Origin of the sequence: Ancylobacter oerskovii (assembly GCF_018390555.1) — a bacterium.
Classification (GTDB): domain Bacteria; phylum Pseudomonadota; class Alphaproteobacteria; order Rhizobiales; family Xanthobacteraceae; genus Ancylobacter; species Ancylobacter oerskovii.
Genome location: NZ_JAHBGB010000002.1, coordinates 954,242 through 971,815 on the forward strand (window position 1 = coordinate 954,242; position 17,574 = coordinate 971,815).

At 68.0% G+C, this 17,574-nt stretch carries 9 protein-coding genes and 1 tRNA gene; 3 read left to right on the forward strand and 7 right to left on the reverse strand.

Translation table 11 applies throughout. The features are described from left to right. Window positions 1-5 precede the first annotated feature (5 nt). The 6 genes from KHC19_RS04645 to KHC19_RS04670 form a co-directional block, all read right to left on the reverse strand. Window positions 6-1,367, reverse strand: coding sequence for an AmpG family muropeptide MFS transporter (locus KHC19_RS04645; protein WP_213350930.1), 1,362 nt, complete (start codon window positions 1,365-1,367; stop codon window positions 6-8). 119 nt (window positions 1,368-1,486) lie between these two features. After that, window positions 1,487-2,446: a transglutaminase family protein gene (locus KHC19_RS04650; RefSeq protein WP_213350932.1), complete on the reverse strand. Its 960-nt coding sequence runs from the start codon at window positions 2,444-2,446 to the stop codon at window positions 1,487-1,489. Between the two features lie 16 nt (window positions 2,447-2,462). Further along, window positions 2,463-4,976 (reverse strand): circularly permuted type 2 ATP-grasp protein, encoded by a 2,514-nt coding sequence (locus KHC19_RS04655; protein WP_213350933.1) that lies wholly within the window; start codon window positions 4,974-4,976, stop codon window positions 2,463-2,465. A 57-nt stretch (window positions 4,977-5,033) separates the two neighbouring features. Next, window positions 5,034-8,345 carry a transglutaminase family protein gene (locus KHC19_RS04660; protein WP_213350935.1) on the reverse strand — a complete coding sequence of 1,104 codons (3,312 nt, stop codon included), beginning with the start codon at window positions 8,343-8,345 and terminating at the stop codon, window positions 5,034-5,036. Window positions 8,346-8,590: 245 nt separating this feature from the next. After that, window positions 8,591-11,785 (reverse strand): efflux RND transporter permease subunit, encoded by a 3,195-nt coding sequence (locus KHC19_RS04665; RefSeq protein WP_213350937.1) that lies wholly within the window; start codon window positions 11,783-11,785, stop codon window positions 8,591-8,593. A gap of 80 nt (window positions 11,786-11,865) precedes the next feature. Continuing rightward, window positions 11,866-13,059 (reverse strand): efflux RND transporter periplasmic adaptor subunit, encoded by a 1,194-nt coding sequence (locus KHC19_RS04670; protein ID WP_213350938.1) that lies wholly within the window; start codon window positions 13,057-13,059, stop codon window positions 11,866-11,868. Between the two features lie 268 nt (window positions 13,060-13,327). Between KHC19_RS04670 and KHC19_RS04675 the strand changes: the two genes are divergently transcribed. The 3 genes from KHC19_RS04675 (at window position 13,328) to KHC19_RS04685 (ending at window position 14,466) form a co-directional block, all read left to right on the forward strand. Then, window positions 13,328-13,708 (forward strand): hypothetical protein, encoded by a 381-nt coding sequence (locus KHC19_RS04675; RefSeq protein WP_213350940.1) that lies wholly within the window; start codon window positions 13,328-13,330, stop codon window positions 13,706-13,708. 110 nt (window positions 13,709-13,818) lie between these two features. Beyond that, window positions 13,819-13,908, forward strand: a tRNA-Ser gene (locus KHC19_RS04680). Between the two features lie 315 nt (window positions 13,909-14,223). Beyond that, window positions 14,224-14,466: a hypothetical protein gene (locus KHC19_RS04685; protein WP_213350941.1), complete on the forward strand. Its 243-nt coding sequence runs from the start codon at window positions 14,224-14,226 to the stop codon at window positions 14,464-14,466. On the opposite strand, the gene KHC19_RS04690 is transcribed toward KHC19_RS04685, so the two are convergent. Further along, window positions 14,463-17,534 carry an efflux RND transporter permease subunit gene (locus KHC19_RS04690; protein WP_246548246.1) on the reverse strand — a complete coding sequence of 1,024 codons (3,072 nt, stop codon included), beginning with the start codon at window positions 17,532-17,534 and terminating at the stop codon, window positions 14,463-14,465. The genes KHC19_RS04685 and KHC19_RS04690 overlap by 4 nt on opposite strands. Window positions 17,535-17,574 lie beyond the last annotated feature (40 nt).

The following is a 17,574-nucleotide window of genomic DNA, read 5'->3' on the forward strand; positions in this document are numbered from 1 at the left end:
CGGCGCTACCCCCGGAGCGCGACCTGTTGCGCCGCCAATTGCCGGAAGTGCCCGCGCGCCTGCAGGAAGGCCAGCAAGGCCAGCCCCGGCAGCGCCGCGAGCGCGGTAAGCGCGAAGAACCACATCCAGCCGGTGCTCTGGGCGATGAACCCCGCCCCGGAGGCGAGGAAGGTGCGTCCCACCGCCGCCAGCGCGGTGAGCAGGGCGTACTGCGTCGCGGTGTGCGCCCGCGCGCCGCACAGCGCCGAGATATAGGCGACGAAGATTACCGTGCCGATGGCGCCGGTGAAGTTCTCGACCACGATGGTCAGCGTCAGCGCTGCGAGATCGACGCCCACCCAGGCCTGCCAGGAAAAGACGAGGTTGGAGAGCATCTGCAGGATGCCGGCGATCCACAGGCTGGGGCCGAGCGGCAGCGCGCGGGCGATGAGCCCGCCGGCGAAGCCGCCGATCAGCGCCGCCGCGAAGCCGACGCCCTTGACGATGCCGGCATAGGCCGCCTTGTCGAAGCCGATGTCGATGACGAAGGCGCCGGTCAGCACCCCGGCGAAGGCGTCGCAGAACTTGAAGAATACCACGAACAGCAGGATGGCGATGGCGTCGCGGCGCAGGAGCATGTCGGAAAACGCGCCGACGGCGGTGTCCCAGACGCGCCGGGCCACATTGGCCTCGCGCGGCACGGCGTCCCCGCCGGCCGGCTCGCGCGCGCAGAGCGCGGCGACGAGCCCGACGCCCACCATCGCCGCCGCCGCCGCGTAGCCCCAGGCCCAGACATCGGCGCGGTCGACGCCGATCGCCTCGAACCAGGCGACCAGCAGGATCACCCCGGCGCCGGAGGCGAGCATGCCGACCCGGTAGGCGGCGACATAGCCGGCCATGCCGGCCGCCTGCTCCCGGGTCTCCAGGCTCTCGACGCGGAAGGCGTCGACCACGATGTCCTGCGTCGCTGAGGCGCAGGCGACCAGGAACGCCCCGAGCGCCACCTGCCAGGGCGCCGCCACCGGGTCCTGGAAGCCGAGCCAGAGGATCGCGACCACCAGCAGCAGCTGGGTGAACACCAGCCATCCGCGCCGCCGCCCGAGCAGGCGCGAGAGCACGGGCACGTCGAGCGCGTCGACCAGCGGCGCCCAGACGAATTTGAAGTTGTAGGGCACGCCCACCAGCGCGAACAGGCCGATGGTGGCGAGGTTCACCTTCGCCTCCGCCATCCAGATGGTCAGCGTCGCCCCGGAGAGCGCCAGCGGCAGGCCGGAGGAGAAGCCGAGCAGGATGACGATCAGCACCCGCGGGCGCAGATACACCGCGAGGCTGGCGAGGAAGCCGTCGGTCTCTTCGGCGGGAGCGGAGCGGCTGGCGGTCTCGGTCATCGGCGAGGCCTCGGTCGTCGGCGAACAGGATGGCGGCGATTCGCGGCGCCGCCGCCAATGTCTAACCCGTCGCCCTCGCGCTGTCGCGCCGGCCCGGCCCGGCAGCGCATATCGGTGCGTCAGCCGGGGTTTTCGGTCGCATCGTCCATCCCACCGGCCTCGCCGGCGATGCCCGCGCGCGGCATCGCATCCGGCGTCTCCTCCGGCATCGGGATGACGTCGACGGCGACGGAGAGCTTCTGCCGCCCGGAGCCGACCAGCACCCCGCCGATCGGCGCGACATCGGTGTAGTCGCGCCCCACCGCCAGCACCACATGGTCGGAGGACACGACGAGGGCATTGGTGGGGTCGAGCCCGACCCAGCCGATTTCCTCGCCGCACCAGACGCTTACCCAGGCATGGGTGGCGTCCGCCCCCTGCAGGCGCTCCTTGCCGGGCGGCGGCTCGGTGCGCAGGAAGCCGGAGACATAGGCCGCCGGCAGGCCCAGCCCGCGCAGGCCGGTGATCATGATATGCGCGAAGTCCTGGCACACGCCCCGCCGCATCTCGAAGGCCTCGATGGCCGGCGTCGAGACATCGGTGGCGCGGCTGTCATAGGCGAACTCGTCATAGAGGCGGCTCATCAGCTCGACCGAGGCTTCCAGCATCGGCCGGCCGGCAGGAAAACTCTTTCTTGCCCAATCGGTTATCTCCGCCCTGAGCGGCACCGCCGGGCTGGGATAGGCCTGGTGTACCGGGGAGAGCGGCGAGAGGTCGCCGCTCTCTCCCACCGCCTCGCGCACCTGCTCCCAGCTCGGCCCGCCGGCGGGATCGCGTTCCGGCGCCGGCTCGACCTGAACCCGCGCCGAGGAGCGCACCGTGAAGCGCGTATGCGCGGTCTCGAGGCGGATATGCGCCACGAGGTTGCCGAAGAAATCCCGCGTCTCCACCCATTCCGCCGGTTCGGGATCGACGGTGATGTGGCTGTCCGTCACCCGCTGACCGGGCCGGCTGACCGGCACCATGCGCAGGATATGCCGCGCCACCGGCACCGGCTGGGCGTAGCTGTAGGCGGTGGTCTGGTGGATGTCGTATCTCATGACCCGCCCCTCCGCCTCACGCCGAGAGGTCCCACGGCGTCTCCACCGGCGAGCGATGGATGAAATAGCGCTCGGCGATGTCGTTGGAGAGCTCCATCAGCTGCGCCTCCACCTCGGTGAGCCGGGCATCGTCGAACTCGTTGGCGCCGAACGCCTTCATCGAGGCGAGCAGCCGCGCCGCCAGCCGCTCCTCCGGCAGCGGCAGCTCGTCGCCATGATGGCCGGGCAGTTGGTCGAGATGCTCGGCGATGGCGTCGATCTGGTAGGCCAGCGAGCGCGGATTGACCGGGTCGAGCAGCACGAGGTCGAGCACCGGCGCCCGGCTCTCGGTCATCACATAGCGCGAGCGGTAGGTGATCTGGCTGTCGCACAGCTCCAGCAGCACGTCGAGCGTCGAGGCGCTCACCGCCTCGCCCACCAGGACGCGGGCGAGGCGGGCGGTGGCGATGCCGCGCTCGATGCGCCGGCCGAGGTCGAGGAAGCGCCAGCCGGCCTGGCGGTTCATGTTCTCCGAGGCGAGGCCGGAAAAGGCGGAGAGCGCGCGCAAGGCCCGCTCCAGCCGCTCATGGGCCTCGGCATCCGCTCCCTTGGCGGGCACCGGCTCGGCCAGCATCAGCGCGAGGTCGGCCAGCGTGCGCCAGGCATCGGGCGACAGGCGGTCGCGGATCACCGAGGCGGTGTGGCGCGCCGCCTCGACGAGGCTCGGCAGGGCGCCGGAGAGGTCGCGGCGCGACAGGGCCGCGAAGGCATGGCGGGTGGTGTGGGCATGGGCGAGGCCGGTCGGCACCGCTCCCCAGGATTGCAGCAACTGGGTGAGCTTCGCCACCGAGGCGCTGTCGCCCTCTATGGTCGAGGACAGGCGGCCGACCAGCGTGCGCAGCAGCCTCAGGGTGAGCTCGGCACGCTCCACATAGCGGCCGAGCCAGAAGAAATTGTCGGCGGCGCGGCTCGGCAGCGGGCCGATCTGGCGGCGCACCTCGGCGGCGCCGGGCGCCGGCAACAGGGTCGTCTGCTCCACCGGCCCGGTGCCGAGCACCCACACATCCGCCGAGCGGCCGCCGCGCTGCATGGTCACGGCGCGGGAATCGCGGTTGTCGGAGACGCGGCAGAAGCCGCCGGGCATCACCTGCCACCCCTTCTCGGTGGCGGCGACGAACAGGCGCAGCGTGAAGGGGCGCGGCTCGAGCTGGCCGTTGCGCCACACCGGCATGGTGGAGAGCCGCACCGCCTCCTGGCCGATGAAGTCCACCCCGCGGGTGCGGATCGCCTTCACCAGCGCCTCGCGGCGGGCGGGCGTCAGGTCGGCGCCGATCACCGGCCCTTCGTCCAGCAGGCCGGGCAGCGTGCGCTGGAAGGCGGGCGCGATGACGAGATCGTCGAGCCCGTCCAGCACCCGCTCGCGCGCCGCCGCCTGCCCGCACCACCAGGTGGCGACATTGGGCAGGGCGAGGTCCTCGCCGAGGATGCGCGGGCCGATCTTCGGCAGGAAGCTCATCATCAGCGGCGCCTCGATCAGCCCGGCGCCCAGCGCGTTGGCCAGCGCCACCCCGCCGGCGCGCACCGCCTGCACCAGCCCGGGAATGCCGAGATGCGAGCGCGGGTTGAGCTCCAGCGGGTCGGCAAAATCGGCATCGAGGCGGCGCAGCAGCACGTCGACGCGCTTGAGCCCCGCCACGGTGCGCACATAGACGGCGTTGTCGCGCACCGTCAGGTCCTCGCCCTCCAGCAGCACGAAGCCGAGATAGCGGGCGAGATAGGCATGCTCGAAATAGGTCTCGTTGAGCGGGCCGGGGGTGAGCAGCCCCACCCGCCCCTCGCCGGAACGGTCCAGCTTGGTCAGGCCGGCCCGCAATCCCTGGAAATAGCCCGCCAGCCGCACGACGTTCATCGAGCGCGACAGCTCGGGCAGCGAGCGGGAGATGGCGATGCGGTTCTCCAGCGCGTAGCCGGCGCCGGAAGGCGATTGGGTACGGTCGGACAGCACCCACCAGCGCCCGTCCGGCCCGCGGCCGAGATCGGCGGCGTAGAGCCGCAGGAAGCTGCCGCCATGCGGATCGACGCCCACCAGCGGGCGCAGGAATTCCGGGCTGCCGGCCACCGCCGCCGCCGGCAGCGCCCCGGAACGTACCAGCTCGCCGTCGCCATAGAGATCGGCCAGAACCGATTCCAGCATCTGCACCCGCTGGATCAGCCCCTGGGACAGCGCCTGCCATTCGCTCTCGTCGATGAGGAGCGGCAGATGCGCCAGCGGCCAGGGCCGCTCGCCGCCGCCCGCATCGTCATAGACGCGGTAGAACACGCCGGAGCGGTGGAGATAGCGGTCGGCGGCGGTGAAGAGACGGTTGACCTCTTCCACGCCCATCTCGGCCAGCCCGGCAAGCAGGGGCCCCCAGTGCGGACGCAGCTTTCCCTCGGCATCGACGAGCTCGTCATGCACGCCGGGCAGCAGCCGATAGCCGGCCAGCAGCGATTCCGCCGCTTCGGCCTCGAAGCGGCGCGTCAGCGCCTGCAGCTCGCTCCCTCCCGCCATGGCCTCCTCGTTTCAGCCGCCGCCTCTCCTACACGGCATCGCGGCGGCCGGCGAGCCTCAGATCCGCGCCGGCCTCCTGAGGTCGAGGGTCGCGGGGAATTCCGGTGTCGGCTCCTCAGGTGGCACGAACAGATAGCCGGGAGTGTGGCCATAATCCTGGAAGCGCGCCAGACGCCGGGCCTGCGCCTCGTAGGAATTCACCGGAAAAGTCTCGTAATTGCGCCCACCCGGATGGGCGACATGATAGACGCAGCCGCCCAGCGAGCGGTTCGACCACAGATCGACGATGTCGAAGGTGAGCGGCGCATGCACGGGAATCGTCGGGTGCAGGCCGGAGGCCGGCTGCCACGCCTTGAAGCGCACGCCGGCGACATATTCCCCGAAGCGGCCGGTGGGAATCAGCGGCATACGGCGGCCATTGCAGGCGATGACATGGCGGGCGGGATTGAGCCCCTCCGCCCGCACTTGCAGCCGTTCGACCGAGGAATCGACGAAGCGCACCGTGCCGCCGACGGCGCCCTCCTCGCCCAGCACATGCCAGGGCTCCAGCGCCTGGCGCAGCTCCAGCTGCACGCCGCCATGCTCGACCTGGCCGAAATAGGGGAAGCGGAACTCGCGCTGCGCCTCGAACCAGGCCGGATCGACGTGATAGCCGGCGCGGCCGAGATCGGCGAGCACGTCGAGGAAGTCGGCCCAGACGAAATGCGGCAGCATGAAGCGGTCGGCCAGCGCCGTGCCCCAGCGGGTGAGCCCGCCTTCCTGCGGCTCGCGCCAGAACCAGGCGATCAGCGCCCGCAGCAGCAATTGCTGGGCGAGGCTCATGCGCCAGTCCGGCGGCATCTCGAAGGAGCGGAACTCGACGAGGCCGAGCCGCCCGGTCGGCCCGTCCGGCGAGAACAGCTTGTCGATGCAGATCTCGGAGCGGTGGGTGTTGCCGGTGACGTCGGTCAGCAGGTTGCGGAACAGCCGGTCCACCAGCCAGGGCGGCGGCGTGTAGCCCTTGCCCGGCGCCGGCACGTTGGAAAGCGCGATCTCCAGTTCGTAGAGGCTGTCATGGCGGGCTTCGTCGATGCGCGGCGCCTGGCTGGTCGGGCCGATGAACAGGCCGGAGAACAGGTAGGACAGCGAGGGGTGGCGCTGCCAGTAGAGCACCAGGCTCTTGAGCAGGTCCGGCCGGCGCAGGAACGGGCTGTCCGCCGGGGTGGCGCCGCCCACCACCACATGGTTGCCGCCGCCGGTGCCGGTGTGGCGGCCGTCGACCATGAACTTCTCGGTGCCGAGCCGGGTCTGGCGGGCGTCCTCGTAGAGGTCGCGGGTGATCTCGACGCAGGTCTTCCAGTTCACCGCCGGATGGACGTTCACCTCGATGACGCCGGGATCGGGCGCCACGCGGATGACGTTCAGCCGCGGATCGACCGGCGGCGCGTAGCCCTCGATATGCACCGGCAGCTTCAGCTCGGCGGCCGTGACCTCGATGGCGGCGAGCAGTTCCAGATAATCCTCCAGCCGCTCGGTGGGGGGCATGAAGATGCAGAGGCGGCCATCGCGCGGCTCCACCGCCAGCGCGGTACGCACCGAGCCGGTGCCGGTGAGGATCTGGTCGACCTTCTCCTGGTGGCCGTCGTCATTGTCGACCCGCTGATAGCGCTGGTGCAGCGCCTCGGCGTCCGGCAAGTCGCCGGTGATCGCCATCGGGTCGGCGGGGTTCACGTAAGGGTACAGCGCCGGCGGCACCCAGGGCAGGCTGGCGAGCGGCAGGCGGTAGCCGACCGGGCTGTCGCCCGGCACCAGGAACAGCTTGCCGCGCCGGAACTGCCAGAACTCGCTGGTCCAGCCGAGATCGGCGCGGGCCTGCCAGCGCTGCACCGGCAGCACATAGCCGCTCGGCCGGCTGAGGCCGCGCGAGAAGACGCGCGCCAGCCGGGCCCGCTCCTCGGCGTTCTCCAGCTTGGAATCGAGCGCGTCGACATTTTCCGGCAGGTCGGCTTCCTTGAGGATCCAGTGCGCGGCGTCCTCATAGGCGGGCTGAGCGTACCCCTTGGCGAGACCGAGCCGGTCGGCGAGGTTCTCGGTGAGGATTCTGGCCTGATCGATCACCGCACCGGTATGGGTTTCGGTGGCGATCAGGGCGGGGTCCCGCCAGATCGGCTTGCCGTCCTTGCGCCAGTAGAGCGAGAAGGTCCAGCGCGGCAGGCTCTCGCCGGGATACCATTTCCCCTGGCCGTAATGCAGCATGCCGCCGGGCGCGAAGCGCTTGCGCAGCCGGCGGACCAGGTCGTCCGCCCGCATGCGCTTGGTGGGCCCCACCGCAGCGGTGTTCCATTCCGGGCTCTGATAGTCGTCGATGGAGATGAAGGTCGGCTCGCCGCCCATGGTGAGCCGCACGTCCTGCGCCGCGAGATCGGCGTCCACCTTGTCGCCGAGCGTATCGAGCGACGCCCAGGCATCGTCGGAGAAGGGCAGCGTTACGCGCGGCTTCTCGGCGACGCGCGTGACCTGCATCTCGAAGTCGAACTCGGTCTTCGTCCCTTCCTCGGCGCTGAATCCGCCGGAAATCGGGGCGGCGGAGCGATAGCTCGGCGTGGCGCAGAGCGGCAGGTGGCTCTCGCCGCAGAGCAGGCCGGACGTGGGATCGAAGCCGATCCAGCCGGCGCCGGGCAGATACACCTCGCACCAGGCGTGCAGGTCGGTGAAGTCGACATCGGTGCCGGTCGGCCCGTCCAGCGCCTTCACGTCGGGCTTGAGCTGGATCAGGTAGCCGGAGACGAAGCGGGCGGCGAGGCCCAGCCGGCGCAGGATCTGCACCAGCAGCCAGCCGGAATCGCGGCAGGAGCCGGCCTTGAGGCTCAGGGTCTCGTCAGGCGCCTGCACGCCGGGCTCCATGCGGATGAGGTAGCTCACATCCGACTGGAGCTTCTGGTTGAGGTTCACCAGGAAATCGACGGTCGGCTCCCCGTCCTGCGGCCGCACCTTCTCGACATAGGCGTCGAGCAACGGCCCCCCTTCTTCCGGTTCGAGATAGGGGATCAGTTCCTTGGCGAGGTCGGGCGTGTAGGCGAAGGGCAGCTTCTCGGCATATTCCTCGACGAAGAAGTCGAAGGGATTGTAGACCGTCATGTCGGCGATCAGATCGACCTCGATGCGGAACTCCCTCGCCGGCTCCGGGAAGACGAAGCGGGCCATCCAGTTGCCGAACGGATCCTGCTGCCAGTTCACGAAATGGGTCGAAGGCGTGACCTTGAGCGAATAGCTCTTCACCGGCGTGCGGCAATGCGGCGCCGGCCGCAGCCTGATGATCTGGGGACCGAGCGTGACCGGGCGGTCGTATTTATAGGCCGTGACGTGATGCAGGCTGGCGAAAATGGTCATGGCACCAACTGGAACGTGACAACGCGGACACGGGGAAGCCAGCCTACGCCGACGCTCCCCCCTGCCGGAAGGGGCAAGCGCCTTCCGTCGCACGATCCACGCACGAATCGTGCCGATCCCACGGGGCGCTACGTAAGGACCGGCCGGGATCGGAGCGCTCGCCGCTCAGGCAATCGCCGACCACATGCCTGTTATCGAGGCAGCAAGGGCGCCTGCCGCGGCGCGGACCAACGCCGCGCGCGCCGTCAGGCGACCGGCGTCGCCCCGCCCTGTTCCGGCTCCGGGCCGGCCGACGCTTCCGGCGTCGTGCCGGACTTCGCCTTGCGCTTGCCGCGCTCCTCGAAGCGCTGCAGCACCGCATAGAAGGACGGCACGAACAGCACGGCGAGGCAGGTCGAGGCCAGCATGCCGGAGAACACCGCGATGCCGATCGACTTGCGCGAATTGGCGCCGGCCCCGGTGGCGAGCACGAGGGGCAGCACGCCGAGGATGAAGGCGAAGGAGGTCATCAGGATCGGGCGGAAGCGCAGCCGCGCCGCCTCCACCGCCGCGTCCAGGATCTCCAGGCCCTCGGCCCGCTTCTCGCGTGCGAATTCCACGATCAGGATGGCGTTCTTCGCCGATAGCGCGATCAGCAGGATCAGGCCGATCTGCGTGTAGAGGTTATTGGCGACGCCGAGGCCGGTGAGCGCGGCCACCGTGCCGAGCAGCGCGAGCGGCACGGCGAGCAGCACCGAGAGCGGCTGGATCCAGCTTTCATACTGGCCGGCCAGCACGAAATAGACCAGCAGGATGGCGAGACCGAACACGAAGTAGATCTCGTTGCCGACCACTACCTCCTGATAGGACATGGCGCTCCAGTCGAAGCTCATGCCCGGCGGCAGGGTGTCGTCGGCGACCTGCTTCATGATGTCGAGCGCCTGGCCGGACGAGAAGCCGGCCGACTGCACGCCCAGGATGGTCGAGGCCGGGTACAGGTTGTAAAGCGTGATCAGCGGCGGGCCCAGCACCGGCTTGATCGTCGCCAGCGTGCCGATCGGCACCATGTCCCCGGACGGCGTCTTGATCTTCATGTCGAGGATCTGTTCCGGCGTGCGGCGGAACTCACTTTCGGACTGCACATAGGCCTGGAAGGTCTGGCCGAACTGGTTGAACTGGGTGACGTAGCTCGACCCGACATATCCCTGGATGGTGGAGAACACTTGCCCGACGGTGACGCCGAGCGTTTCGGCCTTCACCCGGTCGATGCTCATGAACAGCTGCGGCACGTTGGCACGGAACGAGGTGCTGAGATGCTGGATCGCCGATTGCGAGCCGGCATTCTCGGTGATCTGCTGGGTGGCGTTCTGCAACTGCGAGAAATCGAAGCTGCCGTCGCGCGATTCCACCATCATGGTGAAGCCGGAGGCGTTGCCGACGCCCTGGATCGGCGGCGGCACCAGCACGAAGGTGACGGCCTCCTGGATCTGCTGCAATTCGCGATTCAGCGAGGTGTAGATTTCCAGAAGGCCCTGCCCGGCCTTGTCGCGCACGTCCCAGTCCTTGAGGATCACATAGGCGACGCCGCCATTGGGCAGCGTCGCATTGTTGTCGAGCACCGAGACACCGGAAATGGTGACGACGTTCTCCACCCCGGGCGTGTCCGAGGCGATCTTGGAGATCTTCTGCATCACCGCCTCCGTACGCTCCATGGAGGCGGCGTCGGGCAGCTGGGCGCCGATGATCACGTAGCCCTGGTCCTCGGTCGGCAGGAAGCCGGTCGGCACCTGGGTGATGCCCCAGATCGACACGCCGATCAAAGCAAGACCGACCAGCGTGGTGAAGTGGGCGACCTTCACCATGTGGCGGATGAGCCCGGCGTACCAGTGCTCGGCCTTGTTGTAGACGGCGTTGAAGCCGCGATAGAAGAAGTTGCGCTTCTCCGGCGGCACCGGCTTGCGCAGCCACAGCGCACATTGCGTCGGCTTCAGCGTCATCGCGTTGATGGCCGAGATGAAGGCGGTGGCGGCGATGACCAGCGCGAATTGCTGGTAGAGCTGGCCGGTGAGGCCGGGCATGAAGGCCGCCGGGATGAACACCGACATCAGCACCAGCGTGATGCCGATGATCGGCCCGAACAGTTCGTCCATCGCCTTCTCGGCCGCCTCGCGGCCCGGCAGGCCACGCTCGATATGGCGGGAGACGCCCTCGACGATGACGATGGCGTCGTCGACCACGATGCCGATGGCCAGCACGATGGCGAACAGCGTCGACAGATTCACCGTGAAGCCCATCGCCGCCATCGCGGCGAAGGTGCCGATGATGGTGACGGGCACGGTGGTGGCAGGCACCAGCGTCGCCCGCCAGTCCTGCAGGAACACCAGGATGACGATCAGCACCAGGATGCCGGCCTCGAACAGCGTCTTGTAGACTTCGCTGACCGAGGCGGTGACGAATATCGTGGTATCGAACGGCACCGCATAGGCCAGGCCGGGCGGGAAATTCTTGACCAGCTCCTCCATCTTGGCGCGCACTTCGGTCGCCACCTGCAGCGAGTTCGCCTCGGGCAGCTGGTAGATGCCGAGCGAAGCGGATTGCCGGCCGTTGAAGGTGAAGATCTGGCTGTAGGTCTGGGCGCCCAGCTCGACGCGCGCGACGTCGCGCAGGCGGGTGATCTGCCCGCCATTGGCGTTGTCGACCTTGACGATGATGTTCTCGTAGTCGGCCGCGTCGTTCAGCCGCCCGGTGATGTTGAGCGTATACTGGAAGTTCTGCCCCTTCGGCATGGGCGGCATGCCCACCTGGCCCGAGGGAACCTCCTGGCTCTCCTGCTGGATGACCGAGATCACCTGATCCGGGGTGAGGCCGCGGGCCTGCATCTGGTCGGGATTCAGCCAGACGCGCATGGCATATTGGCCGGCCCCGAGGACCGTCACATTGCCGACGCCCGGCAGGCGGGCGAGTTCGTCCTGCACGTTGATGATGCCGTAATTGGCGAGGAACAGGCTGTCATAGCGGCCGTCCGGCGAATACAGCGCCACGAATTGCAGGATGGCGGTGGACTTCTTCTGCGTGTTCACGCCCTGGATCTGCACCGCCTGCGGCAGCGAGGCCATGGCGATGGCGACGCGGTTCTGGACGAGCACCTGCGCCATGTCGGGATCGGTGCCGATGGCGAAGGTGACGGTGAGCGTATAGGTGCCGTCCGACGCGCTGGTCGACTGCATGTAGAGCATGCCTTCGACGCCGTTCACCTGCTGCTCGATGGGCAGAGCCACGGTATCGACCAGGGTGCGGGCGCTGGCGCCGGGATAGAGTGTCGTCACCTGCACGGTCGGCGGCACGACATTGGGATATTGCGCCACCGGCAGGGTGAAGAGGGCCACCGCGCCGATCAGCACGAAGACCAGCGCCAGAACGTTCGACAGAACCGGCCGTTCGATGAAGAAGCGGGAGATCATGGCTCGTGCCTTGGTTACGGTCTGCCGATGTCGATGTCAGGCGCCGCCCGGCGCCGGGCGGATGAGGCGCCGGAGCGCGATCAGGGCTTTGCAGCCGGCGTGGTGGAGGCCGGAGGCGAGGTGGAAGCCGCAGGCGCCGCCGGGGCGGCGGCCGGCACCGGGGGCAGTGCCGAAGCCGCGGCCTCCTCGGGCACGACCTTGGAGCCGGGCACCGCGCGCTGGATGCCGCCCACCACCACCTTGTCGGTGCCGGCGAGCCCGCTCTCGATCACCCGATAGCCGCCGACGACCTGGCCGGTGGTGACCACCTTCTGCTCGATGGTGTCGTCCTTGCCGATCACCAGCACATAGCTGCCCTGCTGGGCCGAGCCGATGGCGACGTCGGGGACCAGCAGCGCCTTGGGCAAGCGCTGCACCGGCACCTGCACGCGGACGAACAGGCCCGGCAGCAGGGCGAGATCCTTGTTCTCGAACAGGGCGCGCACCAGCAGCGTGCCGGTGGAGGGATCCACCTCCGGCGAGACATAGTCCAGCCGGCCCTTGTGCGGGTAGCCGTCCTCGTTCTGCAGGCCGATGTCGATCTCGACGTCCTTGACCTGCTCGATCGTGCGCCCCGCCTCGGCCAGTGCCTGCTTGATGCGCAGCACCTGATTCTCGCTCAGGTTGAAATAGGCATAGATCGGATCCATCTGCACGATGGTGGCCAGCTTTGTCGGCTGGCTCTGCCCGACCAGCTGGCCGACATCCACGAGATGGCGGGTGACGATGCCGTCGAACGGCGCCGTCACCGTGGTGTAGCCGAAGTTGATCGTCGCGACCTCGACATTCGCCTTGGCCGAATCGACCGCGGCCTGCGCCTGGTCACGCGCGGCCCGGGCCTTGTCGACCACTGCCTGCGAGGAGAAATCCTGCTGGCCGAGCGTCGACTGGCGCTGGTACTCGGCCTGGGCATTGGTCAGCTGCGCGTTGGCCGAAGCGAGCGAGGCCTTCGCCTGGTCGAGATCCGCCTGGTAGGTGTCCTGCTGGATGAGGAAGAGCCGGTCGCCCTTCTTCACCGTCGCACCGTCCTTGTAGTCGATCGACATCAGGAAACCTTCGACACGCGCGACGAGGTCGACGGTGTTGATGGTCGCGGTGTTGCCGGTGAGCTCGAGGTAGCGGATGATCGGCTGCTCGATCGGCGGCGCCACGGTCACCTTCGGCGGCGGCGGCGGCACATATTCGTTCTTCTCGGTACAGCCCGACATCGCCAAGGCGAGGCCGACGGCGCCCATAAGCGCCGGTCCCACAACACGCCACCGTACCGGCTTCATCAGCCACCCCCGCGAACAATCCCCACCGGCCCGACTATATTAAGGGCATGGGCCTTGTCTAGCTTACCGAAGTTGTTGAACTTTTCCGTGAAAGAGTTCGGGGGCCGCAAGGAAAAGGCGGAGGCCTCCACGGACGCGATATCCTCTGGCGTCGGCGCCGGCCAGACCTTATTGATTCCGCGGCACGCGGCAACGCCGCCCGGACCGTATCCGAACCATGGGACGCAGCATGATGATGACGAGCCTCGCCCGCAAGCTGCCGATCCCACGCACACCGACACGGACCTTGCTGGCCCTCGCGGCCTTCGTTGCCTGTACCACCCCGGTCGTGGCCGCCGATTCGGCGCTGAAGGTGAAGCATGGGGACATCTTCACCGATCCGGTCGGCTCGGTGATGGACGTGTCGGTGGTGAACGAGGGGCAGGCGACGGTGGGCGCAGCGGTGGTGACCTGCGATTTCACGGCATCCGGCAAGGCGGTGGGAACGGCCAGCACCACGATCTACAACATCGTCGGCGGCAGCACCGGCAAGGATCAGGTCCATCTCATGGGCAGCGCCGCAGATGCGGCACGGTGCGCCATCTCGTCCACAGCACCGGCCGCCAACTGAGCCGTCGGACATTCTGTTTCGACGGAACGCTTGCCAAGCCGCCGGCTTCACTATATTCCGCGCCACCGTCCCTCATGGGACGCGCATGGGCCGGAAACGGCCGATGCCGGGGAGAGGTGGCCGAGTGGTTGAAGGCGCACGCCTGGAAAGTGTGTATACGGGGAACCGTATCGCGGGTTCGAATCCCGCTCTCTCCGCCAAACCCATTGATTTCATTGATATTTTTGGCACCTTCTGGGTTCAATCGCACGGTTGTCCCAACCGGCGTCTAGGTGCCCCGCCGCCCATTCGAAGGGCTGGGCGGCCGAGCGCTGCTGTTGCGCGTTGTGGCGCGTGGCTGGCTCGGGGCGGGTCAGCCACATCCGACTCAAAAAACGCCGTCACGATCTTCTCGGCCATCTGCAGCACGCGCCTGTTATCGCTCACGCCGGACGGCAGGTAGCCAATCACCTGCAAGGCCATATGCTTCGGCATGCGCTCGCGCCCCGGCCACGCCGACCCGTGGTTGACCGGGGATGTTTGCGCATCCGCGGGTTTTGCGGCCATATCGGCCTCTTCTCGTGGGTGGCGGTCAGGCGGTCTCCATTCTCTCGCCGCTCTCGGTCTTGAGCCTATTGGCGAAGGAACTGCTGACCGGCGTGCCCATCGCCTCATCGCACGGAATGGCCCGCAGCATCGACATCCAGACGATGACGGGGCGCAAGCTGCCCGACGCCGCGCATCATTTCATCGATCATCTGGTGCGGGAGCTGGATTAGGAAAGCAGGCGCGACTTGAGAAATTCCCGCGTCGACTGGACCATGATGTAGAGGACCGGGATGAACGCCAGCCCCAGCACCGTGCCGAACAGGAGGCCGCCGAACAGCGTCATGCCGATCGATTGGCGGCTGGCCGCCCCGGCGCCGGTGGCGAAAACGAGGGGAAGCACGCCGAGAACCGAGGCGAACGCCGTCATCAGCACCGGCCTGAAGCGCTGCCTGGTTCCCGCGGCGGCGGCTTCCCTGATGCCGAGGCCCTCCTCGCGCCGCACCTTGGCGAACTCGACGATCAGGATGGCGTTCTTCGCGGCCAGTCCGATGAGCAGGACCAGACCGATCTGGGCATAGATGTCGATGGGGATGCCCGCCAGGGCCAGGCTGCCGAGGGCGCCGAGCACCGCCACCGAGATCGACAGCATGACGGCGATCGGCACGCTCCAGCTCTCATATTGCGCGACCAGGAACAGATAGGTGAAGACGATGCCCATCAGGAGGATGATCACCGTCTGGTTGCCGGCGAGCCGCTCCTGCAGGGAGAGCCCCGTCCACTCGAAGCCGAAGCCGTCGGGCAGGCTCTCCCGCGCCAGCCCCTCCATGGCGGCGATCGCCTGCCCGGTGCTGGTGCCGGGCGCGGCCTGGCCGTTGACGGAAGCCGCCGGAAACAGGTTGTAGCGATTGATCGCGTTGGGGCCGAAGGTGGTGGAGGGCACCACGATCGACTGCAGGGGCACGAGGTCCCCGTTCACGCTGCGCACATGCAGGCGCTGGATATCCTCGACCCTGCCACGGAAATTCGGCTCGTCCTGGATGCGCACCTGGTAGACCCGCGACAGAATGTTGAAGTCATCCACATAGGCCGAGCCGAGATGCGCCTGCAGGGTGCGGAAGATCGCCTCCGGGGACACCCCGGCGAGTTCGGCGCGCTGGCGGTCGATATCGAGATAGATCTGCGGCACATCGGCGGAGAAGGTCCCGAACACGCCGCTGAGGCCGGCGGTCTGGTTGGCCTTGAAGATAAGCCCCCGCATGGCCTCCGCCAGTTCCTCGGGGGTCTGGCCGGCACGCGCCTGCAGCCGCAGATCGAAACCGCCGGTCGCCCCGAGGCCCGGGATGGCGGGCGGATTGAACGGCACGATGGAGGCGGCGGGACGCTGGGCGAATTCCGCCCGCAATCGGCCCATGATGCCGGCCAGGCTTTCGGAGGGTTGGGTGCGCTCCCCCCACGGCTTGAGGGCCACGATCGCCATGCCGGTTTCAGAGCCGCCGCTGCCGAGAAGGCTGCTGCCCGAAATGGTGATGCTGTTCGCGACACCGGGCGTCTCCGCCAGGACGCGGGTGATGTCGGCCAGCGACCGGTCCGTTCGCTCGAGCGAGGCCGCATTCGGCAACTGCACGTTCACGAACACATAGCCGAGATCCTCGGAAGGAATGAAGCCGGTTGGAAGCAGCCGGAACAGGCCGAAGATGGCGCCGAACACCAGGGCCAGCACCACTCCGCACAGGGCGAGCCGCCTGCCCGCCTGCTCCAACAGGCCGAGATACCACCCGCGCGAGGTATCGAGCACGTTGTTGAAGACGCCGAACAGCCCCCTGCGCCCGTCCCGGGGCGGGCGCAGCAGCAGGGCGCAGAGCGCCGGGCTCAGGGTCAGCGCGTTGATGGTGGAAAACACGATGGTGACCAGGATCGTCACGGCGAACTGCCGGTAGAGCTGGCCGGTTATCCCGGCCAGAAAGCCTATCGGCACGAACAGCGCCGCCAGAACCAGCGTCGTGGCGACGATCGGTCCGGTGACCTGCTCCATGGTCCGGCGGGTCGCCTCCCCGACGGCGACGCCGTCCTCCTTCATCACGCGCTGCACGTTCTCGACGACGATGATGGCGTCGTCGACCACGAGGCTGATGGCCAGGACCACCGCGAACAGGGTGATCGTGTTGGCGGAAAAGCCGAGCACATAGAGCACGGCGAAGCCGCCGACGAGCGAGACCGGGATGGTCAGGGTCGGGATCAGCGTCGCCCGCCAGTCCTGGAGGAAGAGATAGGTGACGAACACCACCAGCAGGAAGGTGATGATGAGGGTGACGATGATTTCGCGGATGGTCTCGGTGACGAAGCTCGTCGTATCGAAGACCACCGTATAGGCCATGTCCGGCGGAAACCGGGTCGCGAGCTGCGCCAGTTCGGCGTTGACGGCATTGGCGACGGCGAGAGCGTTGGCGTCCGGCGATTGGTAGACCAGCACGGTGGCGCTGGGCCGGCCGTTGAATTTCGACGTCGAATCGTAGGACTGCGCGCCAAGCTCCACCCGCGCCACGTCGCGCAGGCGCACGATCGCCCCGTCGAGACTGGTGCGCAGCACGATGGCCCCGAACTCCTCGGGATTGGCTAGGCGGCCATGGGCCATCACAGTCATCTGGAGCTGCTGGCCGGAAGGAGCGGGCGCCGAGCCGATCAAGCCGGCCGATGCCTGCGCGTTCTGGGCCTGGATCGCCGAGGTGAGATCAGCGGCCGTGATGCCGAGAGCCTGCATGCGATCGGGATTCATCCAGATCCGCATGCTGTAGACCGGCCCGAATATGCTCGCCTCGCCGACCCCGGGAATGCGGGCGAGCGCGTCGCGAATATTGATGGACGCGTAATTGCTGAGAAAGATCTCGTCCTGCGTCCCCTCGGGCGAGTAGATCGCTACGCCCATGAGCATGCTGGTCGACCGGCTTCGAACCGACACGCCGGTCTGGGTGACGGCGGCGGGCAGCCGGGGCGTCGCCAGCGCCACGCGATTTTGCACATTGACCTGCGCGATCGCCGGATCCGTCCCCACCGCGAAGGTGACGGTCAGCGAGTAACCGCCATTATTGGTGCTGGACGAGGACATATAGAGCATGTCCTCGACGCCGTTCACCTGATCCTCGATCGGCGCGCCGATGCTGTCCATCACCACATCGGCGCTGGCGCCGGGATAGCTGGCCGTCACCTGCACTTCGGGCGGCGTGATCGGCGGGAACTGCGCCACCGGGATCTGCAGCAAAGCAAGCAGCCCGGCCAGCATCATGACGACCGCGATCACCATGGCGAAGCGCGGACGATCGATGAAGACGGAGGAAATCACC